Origin of the sequence: Amycolatopsis sacchari, from assembly GCF_900114035.1 — a bacterium.
GTDB lineage: Bacteria > Actinomycetota > Actinomycetes > Mycobacteriales > Pseudonocardiaceae > Amycolatopsis_E > Amycolatopsis_E sacchari.
Window position 1 is genome coordinate 25,619 of record NZ_FORP01000010.1, and the last position, 16,107, is coordinate 41,725.

Here is a 16,107-nt window from a genome sequence, read left to right on the forward strand (position 1 = left end):
CACGGGTCAGGATCGCGGTGTGGCTTCATTGGAACTCAGTCCGGTCCGCCTGACCGTCAGCCCCCTCCGCCGCTTCCCGCAGCTGGTGGGCGGCCTCGTGCTCTACGGCGCGAGCATGGCGATGATGACCAGGGCGGGCCTCGGCCTCGACCCGTGGGACGTGCTGCACGACGGGCTCACGCGCATCACCGGGCTGACCTTCGGCACGGTCGTCGCGATCGCGTCGGTCGCCGTACTCCTGCTGTGGCTCCCGCTGCGGCAGCGGCCCGGCATCGGCACCGTGCTCAACGTCGTGGTGATCTCGGTGACGGTCGACCTGGTGCGGGCCGTGCTGCCGCCGCAGCACGCGCTGGGCTGGCAGATCCCGCTGCTGGTCGGCGGCATCGTGCTCAACGGGCTGGCCACCGCCGCCTACGTGGGCACGCGCCTCGGACCCGGCCCGCGGGACGGCCTCATGACGGGGCTGTCCACGCGGACCGGGTTGTCGGTGCGGGTGGCGCGCACGGCGATCGAGGTCGCCGTGCTCGTGACGGGCTGGCTGCTCGGCGGCAGCGTCGGTGTCGGCACCGTGCTGTACGCCGTCGCGATCGGCCCGCTCACGCAGGCGTTCCTCCCGCTCGTGGCCTGGCGCTACCGGGAAAGCAGGAACTGATCCGGCCGCAGCGCCCGCGAAACGATCCGCGTGTCACCGAGCCAGCCGTAGAAGCCCTGCCCGTACTGCCCGCCGCCCTGCGTGCCGCCGAGCGCGAACGGCTTGCCCACGGTGCTGATGCCCCGCGAGTCCAGCGACGGGTTGCGCGCGATCTTCGAGCCGTCCACGTAGACCGTCGTGTGGTGCCCGTCGTTGACGATGGCGACGTGCGTCCACCGGCCGGTCGGCAGCGCGTGGCTCCAGGCCGTCGGGTCGTCGTTCTGGTTGACCGGGTACACGACGAACTGCAGGAAACGCTCGCTGGTGACGTTGAGGCTGCAGGGCGCGTCGTCCGGCGAGTAACCGCCGTTCTTGCCCGCGTCCCCGGCCCGGCCCTCCCAGCTGAGGATGCCCATCCACGCGTGGTCGCCGACGAACGGTTCCGGCAGCTTGAGGAACGTCTCGATGGTGTAGCCCTGCTCGAACTTCATCGTGTTCAGCTGCGCCGAAGGACCGGTGTGCAGCACCGCGCCGCGGTTCTTCGCGCCGTCGAAGCGGATGCTGCCGTGCGCGGGCTGCGCCTCGTGGTACTCGGCGGAGTACTTGAGCACGTCGTCGCCGCTCGACCCGATGCGCTGGATCGTGAGGTCGTTGCCCCGGCCGCTGAGGTCGCGGGCACCGGTGACCGGCGTGCCGTCCCGCCCCTCGAACCGCCAGTAGGCGACGGTGCCCGGCACCAGCGCCGCCCGTGCGGGCAACGCGGGCAGCGGCTTGCCGGGGAAGCGCTCGTCGAAGTCGATCTCGACGGTGAACCGGTCCACGTCACCGCTCAGCTCGGCGGTCTCGGCCTCCAAAGTGGACGGATCGCGCTTGGCAAGCAGCCACGGGGAGAACGTCTCGACGTCGATGGCGTTCCGTGCCAGGTCGAAGGTGTAGTACCGGATCATGCCGGCGCCGCCGTAGTAGCGGTCCTGGTAGTTGGTGATGTGCGAGAAGACCGGGTTGCCCGCGTCGTTCGTCAGCGTCGTGCGGCCCGCGGGCCAGTAGTGGCCGTTGAGCGTGAGGAAGATCTGGTCGTAGCGCCGGACCAGGCCGTCCCACATGTGCTTCCCGTTGTCGGACAAGGAAGCCCCGCCCGTGCCGTCCGGCTCGACGAAGTCGTGGGTGGTGAGGATCGTCGGCACGCCCGGGTTGCGGTCGAGCACCTGCCGCGCCCACGCCAGCCCCTTGTCGGAGGTGCGCCAGTCGAGCGCGAGCAGCAGCCAGGTCCGGTCGGCAGCCTGGAAGGTGTAGTAGGTGTTGTACCCGTCCGGCGACGCGCCGCGGAAGGTCTGCGAGCGGACGAACCGGCGCGGGCCGAACGTGCGGAGGAACGGCGTGTCCCCGCGCTGGTCGTCACCCGAGACGTCGTGGTTCCCGCCGAGCACGCTCCACGGGAGTTTCCCGTCGACCGTGGCGAACACGCGGTCCGCGAGCGCCATCTCGGCTTCGGTGCCGTGTTCGGTCACGTCGCCGAGGTGCGCCATGAAGACGATGTTGTCCTCCTGGCGCTGCCGGAGGAGGTAGCGCAGGCTTTCCCGCACCGGCTCCTGGTCCGTGCCGCCCTCGTCGAAGAGGTACTGCGTGTCGGGCATGACGGCGAGCGTGAACCGCCGGCCGCCGGCGTTGCGCCCCTGCGTCGCCCCCGCGCTCGGAGCGCCGGTGACGAGGGAGCCCGCCGCGACCGCGACGGGGGCGGCGAGGGTCGCCTGCAACAGCCGACGACGGCCGAGACCACCAGATCTGGGTGCCTGATCCATGGGGGAGTTCCTCCTGAGTCCGGAAAATCGGGCTCAGTCTGGTGATCTTGGTTGGCGCACCGGGAAAGCACAGCGGAACATTCAGGAAAGCGCTTGTCGCAACCTGGGTGCGTCGACGTCGAACCGCGCGAGCACGTCGGCGGCGGGCCCGCGCTGCACCGCGAGTGCGAGCAGGATGTGTTCACTGCCAAGGGTTTTCCCGCCCATCCTGACGACCTCCTTGAGGCACAGCTCGAGGGTCTTCTTCGATTCCCCCGCGAAGGGGATATGCTTGCCCTTCCGGCTTTTCCCGTTGCCCGAAAGGGCGGCGGGGCCGTGTGCCTGTTCGATGCGCTCGACGATCCGGTCGACGTCGATGCCGAACTCGCCGAGCGCCTCGACGTCCGCCTCGCTGATGCCACCGCGCCGCCGGACGCGCCCCGCCTCCGCGGCGACGTCGTCGACGGACACGCCGAGCCGCGTCAGCAACCGAGTCCCGGCGTTCTCGGGGGTGCGGAGCATCGCGGTCAGCAGGTGCAGCGGGGTGATCTCCGCGGCGCCCGTCTCCTGGGCTTCGCGCTGCGCCTCGACGACGACCTCCCGCGCGTCGCGGGTGAACCTCTCGAACATCAGTTGCCTCCGTGCTTCTTGTGGACGGCCTGCCGGCTCACGCCCAGTTCGTGTGCGATCTCCTGCCAGGACCAGCCCTGTGTGCGGGCGCTGCGCACCTGCACCGCTTCGAGCTGCTCCAGCAGCCGGCGCAGTGCGGCGACGGCCCGCAGCCCCACGCGGGGGTCGCGGTCCCCGGCCCTGGCGGCCAGTTCGGTTGCTTCCGTCATGCTGTCAACCTACGTTGACACCACGCCTCTGTCAACCTGAGTTGACATGCGTAGGGTGGACAGACGTGCCGGGGATCAAGGTCGCCGAACAGGCGGGGGTGGGTCTCGACGGCAGGCCACGCCCCACCGAGGACCACGTCGTGGTGCTGGACCACGCGGTCGTCCTGCTCGACGGCGCCACCTCCCCCAGCCCCGACCTCCCTCCTGGTGGCTGGTACGCGGGGCTGCTCGCCGGAGAACTGGCCCGCCTGCTGCGTGAACGCCCCGCGGACGACCTGCGCCTCCTGCTCTCCGACGCCATCGCGGCCGTGGCCGGGACGCACCGGCTGCTGCCCGGCTCCTCCCCGTCGAGCACCGTGGCGATGCTGCGCTGGGACGACGAACGCGTGGACGGCCTCGTCCTCGCCGACAGCCCGATCGTGGCCTTCACGCCGGACGCGGGCCGGCTCGCCGACGACCGGCTCGCATTGCTCCGCGCCGCCGGACGGCTCGGCACCGCCGCCGAGGTCCGCGCCCTCCGCAACCGGCCCGAGGGGTTCTGGGTCGCCGAGGCGGATCCGGCCGCGGCCACGCACGCGCTGTGCCGGAGCTGGCCGCGGGAAGCGCTGCGAGCCGTGCTGCTCGCGTCGGACGGCGTGTCCGTCGGCGTCGACGACTACCGCCTGTTCGACTGGCCCGAAGCCCTGCGCCTGGCCCGGCAGCGCGGGCCGCAAGCCGTGCTCGACGCCGTGCGCGAAGCCGAAACCGGCGATCCCGCCGGTGAACGCTGGCCACGCGCGAAGCGGCACGACGACCAGGCGCTCGTCCTCGTCGACTTCGCCGGTCGAGACGAATAAGCCCTCCCGCGTATCTGGCCGCCCGCGACCCGCCTCTGCCTGAGTACGGCCGCCGGGAGACGGCCGCTCTGGGGGCGGGGGAGCGTCTGCGTGGCCCTCCCCTACGAAGAAGATTCAGGGAGGAAACCCGATGACGGAGGTCATCGCACAACCGGTACCCGTCACCGCACCCGGTTTCGGGCTCACCAAGTTCCTCGACCCGCTCCGCATCCCGTCGGTCATCGGACCGCACCTGTGGTGGCGGCAGGAGGAGGTCACCATCAAGGCGGTCCGCACGCGGGTCCGGCTGCACTCACAGCTGCCGGAGACCGAGGTGTGGGCCTACGAGGGGGAGTTCCCGGGGCCGACCATCGAGGTCCGCAGCGGCAAGCGCCTGCGGGTGGCCTGGACCAACGACGCCGACGGCACGATCCCGCTCGTCGCCGTGCAGGGACCGATCGCGCAGGCACCCGGCACCGTCCCTGGCGGCTACCGGGACGCGAACGGGCAGCTGCTGCCCGGGTTCTCGCTCATCGACGGCGTCGCCGACCTGCCCGCGTGGCAGGTCGTGCACCTGCACGGCGCCATGACCAACGGGGGCAACGACGGCTGGGCGCACAACGCCGTCCTGCGGGGGAACGCGCAGCTCGCCGAATATCCGAACGGCCAGCAGTCGACCACGATGTGGTACCACGACCACGCCATGGCCGTGACCCGGTTCAACGTGCACGCCGGCCTCGCCGGGATGTACCTGATCCGGGACGCCGAGGAGGACGCGCTCAACCTGCCGCACGGCAGGCACGAGATCCCGCTCGTCCTGTGCGACCGCAACCTCGACACCGATCCCGCGACGGGGGCGCTCACCGGGCAGCTGCTGTTCAAGATCGGCGTGGCCCCGAGCGGGGCGCCGATCCCGTTCACCGGGCCGTTCAACCTCGTCAACGGTGTCATCTGGCCGCACCTGGAGGTCGACACGCGCTGGTACCGGTTCCGGGTGCTCAACGCGTCGAACTCACGGTTCTACCGGCTGAACCTCGTGGACGAGGCCGGGGTGGCGCAGCACGACGCGGTGCGCATCATCGGCACGGACGGCGGGTTGCTGCCCACTCCGGCGCCGGTCCCCGAGGGCGGGCTCACGCTCGCCCCGGCGGAGCGGGCGGACGTGCTGATCGACTTCAGCCGGTTCGCCGGGCAGCGCCTGCGGCTGACCGACGCCTCCGCGCAGGGTGGGCCGACCGAGCCCGACCTGATGGAGTTCCGGGTGGAGGACTCGGCGCGGCACGACCCGTTCCGGCTGCCGGAGCGGCTGTCGAGCTCCTACGTCCGGCTGCAGCACGGCACGACGGTGCCCGAGGACCACGACCACGTGTTCGTCGCGCTCGTGCCGCCGGGCACCGCGGGCGAGGCGCACCCGCAGATGTGGGAACTGCGGGAGCTGACCGAAGCGCCGCCCAGCCTGCCCGCCGAAGGGGTGCTGCAGGTGAAGGACCCGGCGACGGGCGAGGTGCGGACGTTCGAGCGGGTCGCGGCCCTGTTCGACGACACCACGACGTTCTTCATCGACCACGGTCGCTGGGCGGTGTGGAACTTCCTGCACTTCGGCGGTCCGACCCACCCGCTGCACATCCACATGGCGCAGTTCCAGCTGCTGACCCGGCGGGCGTTCTCGCTGGCGCAGGGCAACGTCGCGGGCTTCGACGTGGCGACGGGCGGCACGGTGGCGCCGCTCGAAGTGCCGCCGCCGGGGCGGCCGATCGAGCGCTACGAGGAGGGCTGGAAGGACACGTTCCAGGTGGCCGCCGGTGAGTGGATCACCGTCGCCGGCAGGCACGAGGGCGCAACCGGCGAATTCATGTACCGTTGCCACATTTTGGATCATGAAGACGAGGGCATGATGCGGCCGTTCGTCGTCCACCCGCCCGAGGTCGCGCGGTTCCACGTGCACCCCGGCGGCGGGCACGGCGGGCACGAGCACTGACGTGCGGGGCGCTGTCGGCGACCGGGAGGCCGTCGGCAGCGCCTTTCACGCCGTGATCCGGAAAACGGGGTACCCGGGCGCGATCTCCCGCAGTTTCTCGTCGGAGGCACCGGCGTCCACGCCGTCGAAGAACATGCCGACCTCCCACTTCCAGCGCTTGAGGTAGGCGCGCAGCAGGGCGGGCTTGTCGTCGTCAGCCAGCTCGACGGGCTTGAACCGCTCGACCCGGCGCCCGACGCGCAGCTGTCCCTCGCCCGCGGCGCGGAGGTTGCGCACCCACTGGGTCTCGCCGCGGGGCGCGACCAGGTAGCGCTCCCCCTCGAACGTCAGCAGGTTCACGGGGTTGGAGTGCGGTTCGCCGGTCTTGCGGCCCCGCACGGTGAGCACCCGGCTGCCGAGCAGGCTCATGCCGTGCTTGGTCAGCCAGCGCACCGAGTTGTGCAGGACGTGCTCACCCTTGCGCGGCTTGATGTAGCGGGTCATCGCGGCCTCCTCCACCTTCGAGAGCGGTGCTCTCGTCTGAGATCAGTGAACACCTTCGCGACCGAAGCGTCAAGAGCACTGCTCTCGAATTTGTCTACTGATCTCATCGCTGGCAGACTCGGGGCATGGCCGCCATCAAGACCGCCCGTGACCGCGCCCGCGCCGAGCTGACCCGGGAGATCAAGAACGAGGCCCGCCGCCAGCTGGGCGAGGTCGGGCCGAACGGGCTTTCCCTGCGAGCGGTCGCCCGCGAGCTGGGCATGGTGTCCTCGGCGCTCTACCGCTACTTCCCCAGCCGGGACCACCTGCTCACGGCGCTGATCATCGACGCGTACAACGAGATCGGCGAGGCCGTGGAGCAGGCAGACGACCCGGCGAAGGAACCACGGGAGCGGTGGCACCTGCTCTGGCGGGCGGCCCGCGAGTGGGCGCGGGCGAACCCGCACGAGTACGCCCTGATCTACGGCTCCCCGATCCCGGGCTACTCGGCACCCCAGGACACCATCACCCCGGCCGGCCGCGTAGCGCTGGCGCTGGTCGAGGTCCTCCTGTCGGCGCCGCTCGCCCCGGTCCCGCCTGCACCGGAGAAGCTCGAAGAGCAGATGCGGCAGGTCGCGGAGGTGATCGGCAAGGACCTCCCGCCCGCGCACGTGAGCCGCCTGGTCGTCGCGTGGACGCAGTTGTTCGGCGCGCTCAGCTTCGAGCTGTTCGGGCAGTACGTCGGCAGCGCCGACCCGGCCGACGAGTTCTTCACCTTCACGGCCGACCGGATGGCCGATGTCGTCGGCCTGCCGTGATCAGACGAGGTGCTGGGTGAACCAGCTCGCCGCCAGTTCGGCGACCTCCTCCAGCGTGCCCGGCTCCTCGAAGCGCGCGGTGGCGCCGGTGACGAGCTTGACCTCGCTGGGTCCGCCGAGCCGCTGCGCGGACTCCTCGTTCACCCGTTGCGCGTCGGGGTCCTTGCCACCGACGATCAGCAGTGTCGGAGCGGTGACCCGGGGCAGGGCGTCCGCCGCGAGGTCGGGGCGCCCACCGCTCGCGACCACGGCGTACACCTCCTCCGGCCAGGCCGCTGCGGCCGCCAGTGCCGCGGCCGCCCCCGCGCTCGCCGCGAACAACCCGAGCGGCAGGTTCGCCGTGGCATCGCGCCGGGTCAGGTCGTCGAGCACGTGCAGCAGCCGCCGCGTGAGGAGGTCGACGTCGGCCTCCTCGTCGGGGACGAGCAGGTCGAACAACAGCGTGCCGAACCGGAAGTCCTGGAACGTGCGGGCGAGGGCCTGCACGCGCGGAACGCTGCGGGAGTTGTCCGAGTCGGCGGCGAGGACGACGAGGCCGGTCGCGTCGGCGGGCAGGGTGAGGTCGCCGTGGAGCGCGGCGGCACCGACGTCGATCGTGACGGGGACGGTCACGACAGCTCGCTCCCGAGGAGTTCGACGACCTCGTCGTCACTGGTCTGCTCGAAGTCCACGTACCACTCGCCGATCGCCCGCAGGTCGTCCGGCGCGAGCAGGCACACCACCTCGTCGACGTCGGCCTTGAGCGCGACCGCGGATTCCGGAGCGCAGACCGGTGCGGCGAACACGAGCGAGCGCGGCCGGTCCTCGTGGATCGCGTGTGCGGCGGCGCGGGCGGTCACCCCGGTGGCGAGACCGTCGTCGACGAGCACGACGTCCCGTCCCGCGCGGGGCTCGCGTTCGCGCCCGCCGAGGTAGACCCGCTCGCGGCGGCGGGCCTCGGCCCGCTCCGCCTCGCAGGTTTCCCGCAGATCGTCCACGCTCAACCCCAGTGCGCGGAGGGTGCGGGTGTCGTAGGTGGCTTCGCCGTGCGCCGTGACCGCGCCGACCCCGAACTCGGGCCTGCCCGGTGCCCCGATCTTCCGCGCGACGGCCACGTCCAGCGGCGCGCCGAGCGCGGCCGCGACACCGTGCGCGACGACGACCCCACCGCGAGCGAGCCCGAGGACCAGCGGGTCGTGCCAGGCGCGGCCGCTGAGCTGTTCGCCCAGGTGCAGCCCGGCCGTGCGCCGGTCGGGGAACGCATGCGCGCGCGTCATGCCTGGCGGGTACCCAGATCGGTGGTGAGCACACGCCAGCGCCGGTACTTCGGCCCCGCGATCAGCACGAAGTCGAGCAGGCAGCCGACGGCGACGACCGACAGCAGCACCGAACCCCACCACAGGTCGAACAGCCCGAGCACGATCGCGAGCGCGATGCAGGCGACGACGACCGCCACGTCGGTGCCGAGCCGCACCGAGACGCGGCGGGGCGGCGGTCCCGCCTGCTCCTGCAGCGCTCGCTCGTATTCACCTCGGGCCCACGGCAGTTCGCGCAGATATCTCATGAATGCTGGCTACCCAGCGGAACGAGGACCACACTTCGTCCACTGTGGACAAAAAGGAACCGGCCGCCCGGACGGCCTCCTCGACGTTGAGGAGACCGGCCGGCGCGGCCGGAGCCACCTTCGAGAAGTGGCGGTGTTGCCGGAGCAACCTGCGGCCGACTCTACATAACCGTTGCGGCCACGCGAACGGCTGTATCGAAATCGAGACCTTGCTCCGCCGTTCAGACGGTTTGCATGATCTCCGCCCGTTTGGGCCAGTGCGACCAGAAGGCCCCCGTGTACCCGAGCTGGATGAGCTTGAGCAGGAACGGGTTGTCGGCGTAGTTGTTGTCGTCCTCGGTGAGGCCGGGCAGCGTCGGCAGCATGACGCGGTGCAGTTCCGACTCGGGCACCAGGTCCCACAGCAGCCGCACCGTCTTCTCCCAGCGGCCGTTCGGCGAAGCGAGCGTCTCGGGGTCCTCGGGCAGCAGCGGCGACAGGTAGTACACGGGGCGGAACCGTCCGTGGCGGTCGAACACGAACTGCCGCTCGTACTCCACGACGCTCGCACACCGGCTGCGCGGCTTGAGGACGATCGGCTCGGTCGCGGTGTCCGACTGCAGCCCGGGCACCGTCCGCCTGCCGTCGCACTGCTGGGCGAGCTGGATGCCCAGCGGCGAGTACGGGAAGGCGCGGATGCCGAGGCTGTACCCGGCGACCGTGACGTCGAGCGCGAGCGTCTCCCGCACGGCCTCCGTCATCGTCTCGACGGTCTCCCCCGGCATCCCCAGCAGCACCTCGACCATCACCGGCAGGTCGTGGCGCTTCGTCAGCTCCACCACGCGCCGGACGTCGGCGAAGTCGTAGTAGCGGCGGCCGCGGCCGGTGACCTTCCAGTCGTCGAGCAGGTCCTCGCTCACGTGGTCCGGTGCGAGGTTGACCCCCGCACAGCCCGCCTCGACGAGCAGCTCGAGCAGTTCCTCGTCGAACGGCGTCGGCTGGGCGTAGATCCACAGCCGCAGGTGCCGCAACGGCGAGGCGGGGTCCTCACGACGGCGGATGACCTCCCGCAGCACGGCCTTGCTGTGGGCGATGGCGAGGTTGAACTCGCTATCGGTCGTGTGCAGGTCGTATACACCTTGTGCGCAGAGCAGCTCCATCTCGTCCACGACCGCCTCCACCGCGCGGCGCGTGAAGTGGGTGCCCTTCGCGTCCGGTTCGACGCAATGCGCACAGGAATAGGTGCAACCGTTCTTGGTGAGGATATTTCCCAGCCCGCCACCGCGGTAATACCGGAGATTGTCGACCTTGTACGGGTCGCCGGACCGGCGCGTGTATTTCGTCACGGCGTTCAACGGCGTGAACTCGGGTTTTCCCCGGCGGCCGGGCGCGATTTGCGGGACGCGGACCACCTCGCCGCCGCCGCGGTTGACGATCAGCCCCGGCACGGTTTCGGGCGGCGCGCCGGTCAGCAGCGCGTTCGCGAGCCGCACGAGGGTGTTCTCGCCGGGCCCCTTCACCCCGAACGGGATGCCGAACCAGTCGGTGAGCGCGAACGGCATCGAGGAGAACCCGACCCCGCCCGCCACCACAGGAGCGCTGGTCAGCGCCTTGATCTCGGAGATGATCGCGTGGTGGTCGGACAGGAACACCCGCTGCTGCTGGGCGTAGATGGTGTCGGTGTTGCGCACCGTCACCCCCACCAGCAGCGGCTCGCGCCCGGCGAAGTACTCCCGCAGCACGCTCCGCCAGTCGTCCCGCCGGAACGTCAGGTCCACCACCTCGACGTCGAACCCGTCCATTTCCAGCGAGGTCGTCAGAATGTCGAGCGCATAGGGCGTGATCGGCGGGTGGACGAGATTGGGGTTGACGAGGGTCACCAGCGATTTGCCCATTTGCTCCCACTCCCGGAAAAAAAGACGTGCCATTCCCCGCCGGAAGCGTGCGCCCGGGAGCCGGGCCTTGATCAGGGGGCGTGTTCCACTTGGCGCCACCGCAGTTCCCTGGCCAGCCGCGCCGAGGAGCGCAGCCGCTCGGGGTGGATGCCGAGCACCAGGCTGAGCCAGCCCTGCCAGTAGGGCCCCGGCACGCGCTTGCCGCGTTCCCAGCGGGACACCTCGTCGCGGCCGAGGGCGCTGTTGCCCGAGGCGGCCGCGAGCGCGTCCGCCAGGTCGTACTGGGTGAGCCCGCGCTCGCGCCGGACCGAGCGGATCAGGCGGCCGATCGGCAGCCCCTCGCCGGTTCGCGGCACCCCGCCGGTCTCCCGGGTCGGCATGGGTCTGACGTTAATTATCGTGCTCACAGCGAACCATCCGTTCCACGAACACTCTCATCCTTTCCGCGCGTGCTGCCTGCCCAGCGTCTGCCGCGGCGATTCGCCGAACCGCTCGCGGTAGACCGCGGCGAAACGGCCGTGGTGCGCGAGCCCCCACTTGCTCGCGATCTCGCCGACGGTGGTGGTGTCGGCCTGCGCCGCGCACAGTTCGTCGTGCACCCGCTGCAGCCGCACGCCCCGCAGGTACTCGCTGGGCGAGCTGTCGAGCTGCTCCCGGAACGCCTTCTGCAGCGCCCGGACGCTGACACCGGCCCGCCGGGCGAGGCTCGCAGGCGTGTGCGCCCACTCCGGGTGCCCCTCCATCAGGTCGACGGCGATGCCGAGCAGGCGCGATGGCACCGGGCGGTCGTCACCGGCGAGCATGGCGCTGTAGTTGTGCGGCTGGGCGAGCAGCAGTCCGGTGATGATGTTCTGCTCGAACTGCTCCATGCCGATCGGGTGGGCGAGCAGGCTCTCCGGCCTGCTGAGGTCCTTCACGCCGTAGTTGAGCGCGTCGAACCAGCTGCGGGCATACCCCTCCGTGACGTCCATGCCCAGCTGGAACCGGATCGGCTCACGCAGGGCGCCGTCGATCATCTCCGACAGCCGCGCCTCCAGTGCGGCCCGTTCGATCCGGATCACCAGCTGGCTGCAGTCCCCCGACAGCCGCATGTGCAACGGTTCGGTGGGGGACGCGATGGCGATCTTCTCCGGTGATGCCTGTACCTGTTCGAAACCGGACTGGAAGGTTCCCCTGCCCGCGGTCGGCATCAGAATGGCGAAGAAACTTTCGAGCTCGCCGGGATTGACCCGCACATCCCAGCCGTACGAGATATACGTCGCCGCTATATTGCGCATACGACGGCAGTGCATCCTGGCGCGCAGTTCCGGCTTCGGTCCCACGACGTCCATCCGGTGGGGGCAGAAGATCCTCCCTACCTGGTCACGGGTCTCGTCCACGTCCGTGGACTCGAACAGTTTGTATTTTTCGAGAGGTAACTCACTCATTTGTCCCGGGCAGCCTGGTCGATCAAGGTCTTGGCGATGCCGACTCCCACACCTCCAGGCTGATACTGTCGGCTCTTTTCACCGGAAGGAGTACCGGCAAACGGGTGTAGTTTTGCCAACTGCAATTTGCAGGACGTGGAACGGCGAATCAGGGGCGGAGCCGAATTACACCGGACGCAGCATTGCGGTGAACTGCCGGAGCGCCCCGCCCTGCCGCTCGATGCGGTAACCCCGCAGCTGGGCGGCCTTCGAGCGGACCTCCTCGGCCACGTCGACGACGTACTCCAGGTGGCTCGCGGTGTAGACCCGCCGCGGCAGGGCGAAGCGGACCAGCTCGCGGGGCGCCGGGATGTCCGGGCCGCCGTCGGGCGCCCGCTTGCCGAACACCAGCGTGCCCAGCTCGCACACCCGCACCCCGCCGGCGAGGTACAGCTCGTTGGCGAACGCCGTCGCGGGCAGTTCGTGCGGCGGGATGTGGTCGAGCAGCAGCCCCGCGTCGACGTAGACGGCGTGACAACCCGTAGGTTGCAGCACCGGCAGCCCCGCCAGGCTCAGCTGTTCCCCGAACCAGCGGGTGCTCTCCGCGCGGTACCGCAGGTAGTCGGGTTCGGTGACCTCGAGCAGGCCCTGCGCGAGCGCGTCCAGGTCACGGCCCGCGAGACCGCCGTACGTGGGAAAGCCCTCGGTCGCGATGACCTGTTCGGCGCAGCGATCGGCCAGTTCCCGGTCACGCAACGCGATCAGACCGCCGATGTTCGCCATCCCGTCCTTCTTCAGGCTCGCCCAGCACCCGTCCGCCAGGTCGAACATCGCGCGGGCGACCTCCCGGGGCGTCGAGTCCGCGTACCCCGCCTCCCGTTCGGTGATCAGGTAAGCGTTCTCCGCGAACCGGGACGCGTCGAGGAAGAGCGGGATGCCGTGCTGGTCGCACAGCTTCCGCGCACCGGCGATGTTCAGCAGCGACACCGGCTGCCCGCCGTTGGCGTTGTTCGTCACCGTCAGCACGACGCACCGGATGCGCCTGCCGGACCGGCCGGTGAGCAGCTCCGCCAGCGCGCCGAGGTCGAGATCGCCGCCGAAGGGGTTCGGCATGCCCTCGTACGCGGGCACCGGCAGGTCGACCGCTTCCGCCCCGGCCGCCTCGACGCTCGCCCTGGTGCTGTCGAAGTGCGTGTTGCTGACCGAGATGTCGCCGAGCCCGAGCACGTTGCCCAGCAGGATCCGCTCCCCCGCCCGTCCCTGGTGCACCGGCAGGACCTCGGAAAATCCGGTCAGCTCCCGTACGATCGCTTCGAACCGCTCGAATGACCGCGCACCGGCGTACGACTCGTCACCCGCCATCAGCGCGGCCCACTGCGCGGCGGACATCGCCGCGGTTCCCGAGTCGGTGAGCAGGTCGATCGTGATGCGCCGCGCGGGCACCCGGAAGAGGTTGTAGCCGGCGGCGGCCAGCGCGTCACGGCGTTCCTCCTCGGTGGGGAACGGGATCGGTTCGACGGCCTTGATGCGGAACGGCTCCATGAAGGACGGCATGACTTCTCCTCCGGCCCCGGGACGGCACAACCCCTCCAGCGTCGCCGCCGCCCCGCCCCGGCGGTAGAGGCCAGTTCGACCGGCCAGTGACCTGGCGCACAAAACCGAAACGTCGATTGTTCACGTGTAACCATCGAGCGACGAACAGCGGAAACAGCTCTGGGGAAGAGCGGGGACTCAGTCGTGGAAGTCGCGGTCGAGCAGGTCAGCTTCGCCTTCCAGCCGTTGTACAGCCTGCATACAGGCGGCATAGTCGGGGTGGAAGCGCTCGCCCGGCCCGCCGAGGGGCGCATCCAGGAGCTGCTCCGGCACGCGCTGCGCCGGGGCAGGCTGGTGGCCGTCGACGCGGCGCTCGCGGCGCGGGCCGTGTTGCTGGAGTCGAGCCACGAGACGCTGCTGCCCCTGCACCTCAACCTCACCGCCGCCTCCGCCGCGGCCCCGCAACTCGTGCTCGACCCGCTGCAGGAGGCGCTCGGCAGCACCGGCCGCCGGGCGCGCGAAGTCGTGCTCGAGGTCGGCTCCCCGTTCCACGGGGTGTCGGCCAAGGCCCTGCTCGCCGGGATCCGGCGGTTCGCCGAGCTGGGTTTCCGCATCGCTTTCGACAACCTGGGCCACGGGGACCTGCCGCTGAACCTGCTGGCGGAGGCCCGCCCCGACCTGATCAAGCTCGACCGCACGACACTGCACCGGCTGCCCGGCGACCAGCCCACGGTCGCGCTCGTCGAGGCGCTGTGCCACTTCGCCGCGCGCACCGGGGTCCGCCTCGTCGCGACGGGGATCGAGACCGAGGCGCAGCTCGCCACCGTGCAGCGGCTCGGCGTCCGCACCGTGCAGGGCAACCTGTTCGCCCCGGCCAGGGAAGGTGTGGTGCCGACGGCGGGGCTGGTGTCGGTGGAGCCGGAGCCGACCGGGGCGAGCGCGGCCAACCCCCGCGTCGACGACTTCCTGCGCGCACCCGTCACGCTGCCCGCCGGCGCCACCTGCGACCAGGTGCGCAAGGTGCTGCTGGACCAGGACGCGACGACGGGCGTCGTCGGGCTGGACGACGACGGGCGCCCGGTCTGGACGGTCGACCGCTCGCGGTTCCTGCTCGACCTGACCGGCCCGTTCGGGCACGCGCTGCACGCGAACCGGCCGGCCGCCCGGCTGGCCGACCCGCCCCGCACGATCCGTTCCGGTGCCGGCGCGCTCGAGCTGCTGGACCTGGTGACCGACGCGGAACTCGACCGCAGCGGGGACGACGTGATCGTGGTCGACGCGGACGGCCGGTGCGTGGGCGTGGTGCTCGTCAACGAGCTCGTCCGCGGGGTCGCGGAGCAGAAGATCGAAGAGGCCGCGGCGCTCAACCCGCTCACCCGGCTGCCCGGCAGCGACGCCGTGGCGCGCGAGGTGGACCGCCGTCTCGCCGCCGGGCACCCCACCGTCGTCGCGTGGCTCGACGTGGACTCCTTCAAGCGAGTCAACGACACCGCGGGGTTCGCGGCGGGTGACGACCTGATCCGCGCGCTGGGCCGGGCACTGTCCGATTTGGGCGCGAAACTGCGCAGTGTCACGGTCAGCCACGTCGGCGGCGACGATTTCCTCATCGCCTGCGACATCGACGAAATCTCCACTGTGGCCGACACGTTGCTGAGCGCCCCGTGGTCCGCCGAGGGGATGCCGGTGACCGTCTCGCTCGCGACGGTCGTGTGCGCGGGCGGCGTCGTGCGGTCCTATCGGGAGGTTTCCCGGATGCTCGCGCCCTTGAAGAAAACCGCGAAGCACGTTTCCGGGTCGAGCTGGGTCAACGGCTGGCCGGGATCCGAGCGGTACGAGGTTCTGCGCGGCAGTCCGCGACACTGATTACGAGATTTTTCCACGTTCCACGCTCCCCCCTTCGTGAAATCAGGGCGGTAGTCCACAGGTCGGGTCGTACGCGCATTGTCGCGCCCTACCGCAGAATGGCTCACCCCCGCTATTTCCCCTGTTCAAAGGCCTCTACCGTCCTTCCCGTGGTCGTTCCTGAGTTCAAGCCCGGCGACACCCCGGGATACGTCTACGAAATGATGGCCGAGCACCTCGCAGCGCGTATCGAGGCGGGGGAATTGCCACCCAACACCGCGTTGCCGTCCGAGCGGCGGCTCGCCCAGGAATACGGCGTCTCCCTGGGCACCGCACGGCACGCGACCCGTCTCCTCCGTTACCGGGGACTGGTCGTGACGGTCAGATCGAAAGGAACTTACATAGCGGACCGGAGGGGGCGGCAGCAGCAGTGAATACGCCCTCCTCACCCGTTCGGGTAGTTTTGTACCCGGGCGCGGTTACCGGAACGATCCGGACCGCGCCCGGGACAACCCGAGATCAATTTCAAAACGGCTGCTCCACGCGTCGTCAAACCTTTGGCGGTAGCTCTGATTCGCTTCCGCCGGA

At 70.5% G+C, this 16,107-nt stretch carries 17 protein-coding genes; 6 read left to right on the forward strand and 11 right to left on the reverse strand.

The genetic code is table 11. From position 1 onward, the window contains the following. The first annotated feature begins 19 nt into the window (after window positions 1–19). Entirely contained in the window at window positions 20–652 is a 633-nt protein-coding gene (gene yczE, locus BMZ92_RS18045; RefSeq protein ID WP_091508967.1) for a membrane protein YczE, read from the forward strand. Here the strand turns inward: yczE and BMZ92_RS18050 are convergent. The 3 genes from BMZ92_RS18050 to BMZ92_RS18060 all read right to left on the reverse strand — a co-directional run bounded on the left by BMZ92_RS18050 (window position 631) and on the right by BMZ92_RS18060 (window position 3,248). Continuing rightward, complete coding sequence (locus BMZ92_RS18050; RefSeq protein ID WP_091508969.1) at window positions 631–2,430, reverse strand: LamG-like jellyroll fold domain-containing protein; 1,800 nt, start codon at window positions 2,428–2,430, stop codon at window positions 631–633. The two genes, yczE and BMZ92_RS18050, sit on opposite strands and share 22 nt — an antisense overlap. Window positions 2,431–2,511: 81 nt before the next feature. Further along, the gene (locus BMZ92_RS18055; RefSeq protein WP_091508970.1) at window positions 2,512–3,039 is read right to left on the reverse strand and encodes a Clp protease N-terminal domain-containing protein; all 528 of its coding nucleotides are present in this window, start codon (window positions 3,037–3,039) and stop codon (window positions 2,512–2,514) included. Next, window positions 3,039–3,248: an HTH domain-containing protein gene (locus BMZ92_RS18060; protein WP_091508972.1), complete on the reverse strand. Its 210-nt coding sequence runs from the start codon at window positions 3,246–3,248 to the stop codon at window positions 3,039–3,041. The genes BMZ92_RS18055 and BMZ92_RS18060 overlap by 1 nt, the downstream gene beginning before the upstream one ends. A 65-nt stretch (window positions 3,249–3,313) precedes the next feature. On the opposite strand from BMZ92_RS18060, the gene BMZ92_RS18065 reads away from it, so the two are divergent. Next, window positions 3,314–4,084 carry a hypothetical protein gene (locus tag BMZ92_RS18065; RefSeq protein ID WP_091508974.1) on the forward strand — a complete coding sequence of 257 codons (771 nt, stop codon included), beginning with the start codon at window positions 3,314–3,316 and terminating at the stop codon, window positions 4,082–4,084. Window positions 4,085–4,214: 130 nt separating this feature from the next. Further along, window positions 4,215–6,041, forward strand: coding sequence for a multicopper oxidase family protein (locus tag BMZ92_RS18070; protein WP_091508975.1), 1,827 nt, complete (start codon window positions 4,215–4,217; stop codon window positions 6,039–6,041). A 45-nt stretch (window positions 6,042–6,086) separates the two neighbouring features. On the opposite strand, the gene BMZ92_RS18075 is transcribed toward BMZ92_RS18070, so the two are convergent. Continuing rightward, the gene (locus BMZ92_RS18075; protein ID WP_091509370.1) at window positions 6,087–6,524 is read right to left on the reverse strand and encodes a nitroreductase family deazaflavin-dependent oxidoreductase; all 438 of its coding nucleotides are present in this window, start codon (window positions 6,522–6,524) and stop codon (window positions 6,087–6,089) included. A gap of 125 nt (window positions 6,525–6,649) precedes the next feature. Between BMZ92_RS18075 and BMZ92_RS18080 the strand changes: the two genes are divergently transcribed. Continuing rightward, the gene (locus tag BMZ92_RS18080) at window positions 6,650–7,321 is read left to right on the forward strand and encodes a TetR/AcrR family transcriptional regulator (RefSeq protein ID WP_091508977.1); all 672 of its coding nucleotides are present in this window, start codon (window positions 6,650–6,652) and stop codon (window positions 7,319–7,321) included. Here the strand turns inward: BMZ92_RS18080 and BMZ92_RS18085 are convergent, their stop codons facing one another. The 7 genes from BMZ92_RS18085 to BMZ92_RS18115 form a co-directional block, all read right to left on the reverse strand. Continuing rightward, complete coding sequence (locus BMZ92_RS18085; protein ID WP_091508979.1) at window positions 7,322–7,933, reverse strand: dienelactone hydrolase family protein; 612 nt, start codon at window positions 7,931–7,933, stop codon at window positions 7,322–7,324. It lies immediately after the preceding gene. Continuing rightward, the gene (locus BMZ92_RS18090) at window positions 7,930–8,577 is read right to left on the reverse strand and encodes a phosphoribosyltransferase (RefSeq protein WP_091508981.1); all 648 of its coding nucleotides are present in this window, start codon (window positions 8,575–8,577) and stop codon (window positions 7,930–7,932) included. Before BMZ92_RS18090 ends, BMZ92_RS18085 begins: the two co-directional genes overlap by 4 nt. Continuing rightward, window positions 8,574–8,864 carry a hypothetical protein gene (locus BMZ92_RS18095; RefSeq protein ID WP_143249880.1) on the reverse strand — a complete coding sequence of 97 codons (291 nt, stop codon included), beginning with the start codon at window positions 8,862–8,864 and terminating at the stop codon, window positions 8,574–8,576. Before BMZ92_RS18095 ends, BMZ92_RS18090 begins: the two co-directional genes overlap by 4 nt. A gap of 221 nt (window positions 8,865–9,085) precedes the next feature. Continuing rightward, the gene (gene tsrT, locus BMZ92_RS18100; RefSeq protein ID WP_091508985.1) at window positions 9,086–10,738 is read right to left on the reverse strand and encodes a tryptophan 2-C-methyltransferase; all 1,653 of its coding nucleotides are present in this window, start codon (window positions 10,736–10,738) and stop codon (window positions 9,086–9,088) included. Window positions 10,739–10,809: 71 nt separating this feature from the next. Continuing rightward, window positions 10,810–11,118, reverse strand: coding sequence for a helix-turn-helix domain-containing protein (locus BMZ92_RS18105; RefSeq protein WP_143249881.1), 309 nt, complete (start codon window positions 11,116–11,118; stop codon window positions 10,810–10,812). A gap of 54 nt (window positions 11,119–11,172) precedes the next feature. Next, window positions 11,173–12,117, reverse strand: a complete 945-nt coding sequence (locus BMZ92_RS18110; RefSeq protein ID WP_245783118.1) for an AraC family transcriptional regulator — start codon at window positions 12,115–12,117, stop codon at window positions 11,173–11,175. 213 nt (window positions 12,118–12,330) lie between these two features. Continuing rightward, window positions 12,331–13,698: a tryptophanase gene (locus BMZ92_RS18115; RefSeq protein WP_091508990.1), complete on the reverse strand. Its 1,368-nt coding sequence runs from the start codon at window positions 13,696–13,698 to the stop codon at window positions 12,331–12,333. Window positions 13,699–13,881: 183 nt separating this feature from the next. Here BMZ92_RS18115 and BMZ92_RS18120 point away from each other — a divergent pair, with 183 nt between their 5' ends. Then, on the forward strand, window positions 13,882–15,540 hold the full coding sequence (locus BMZ92_RS18120) for a GGDEF domain-containing protein (protein WP_091508991.1): 1,659 nt from the start codon (window positions 13,882–13,884) through the stop codon (window positions 15,538–15,540). A gap of 149 nt (window positions 15,541–15,689) precedes the next feature. Further along, on the forward strand, window positions 15,690–15,953 hold the full coding sequence (locus BMZ92_RS18125; protein WP_245783119.1) for a GntR family transcriptional regulator: 264 nt from the start codon (window positions 15,690–15,692) through the stop codon (window positions 15,951–15,953). The last annotated feature ends 154 nt before the right edge of the window (window positions 15,954–16,107 follow it).

What these genes read in the sequence shown, in the direction of transcription:
- BMZ92_RS18050 (WP_091508969.1), bottom strand. Translation starts at nt 2,430, where the DNA reads ATGGATCAGGCACCCAGATCTGGTGGTCTCGGCCGTCGTCGGCTGTTG.
- BMZ92_RS18055 (WP_091508970.1), bottom strand. Translation starts at nt 3,039, where the DNA reads ATGTTCGAGAGGTTCACCCGCGACGCGCGGGAGGTCGTCGTCGAGGCG.
- BMZ92_RS18060 (WP_091508972.1), bottom strand. Translation starts at nt 3,248, where the DNA reads ATGACGGAAGCAACCGAACTGGCCGCCAGGGCCGGGGACCGCGACCCC.
- BMZ92_RS18070 (WP_091508975.1), top strand. Translation starts at nt 4,215, where the DNA reads ATGACGGAGGTCATCGCACAACCGGTACCCGTCACCGCACCCGGTTTC.
- BMZ92_RS18075 (WP_091509370.1), bottom strand. Translation starts at nt 6,524, where the DNA reads ATGACCCGCTACATCAAGCCGCGCAAGGGTGAGCACGTCCTGCACAAC.
- BMZ92_RS18080 (WP_091508977.1), top strand. Translation starts at nt 6,650, where the DNA reads ATGGCCGCCATCAAGACCGCCCGTGACCGCGCCCGCGCCGAGCTGACC.
- BMZ92_RS18090 (WP_091508981.1), bottom strand. Translation starts at nt 8,577, where the DNA reads ATGACGCGCGCGCATGCGTTCCCCGACCGGCGCACGGCCGGGCTGCAC.
- BMZ92_RS18095 (WP_143249880.1), bottom strand. Translation starts at nt 8,864, where the DNA reads ATGAGATATCTGCGCGAACTGCCGTGGGCCCGAGGTGAATACGAGCGA.
- tsrT (WP_091508985.1), bottom strand. Translation starts at nt 10,738, where the DNA reads ATGGGCAAATCGCTGGTGACCCTCGTCAACCCCAATCTCGTCCACCCG.
- BMZ92_RS18105 (WP_143249881.1), bottom strand. Translation starts at nt 11,118, where the DNA reads ATGCCGACCCGGGAGACCGGCGGGGTGCCGCGAACCGGCGAGGGGCTG.
- BMZ92_RS18115 (WP_091508990.1), bottom strand. Translation starts at nt 13,698, where the DNA reads ATGCCGTCCTTCATGGAGCCGTTCCGCATCAAGGCCGTCGAACCGATC.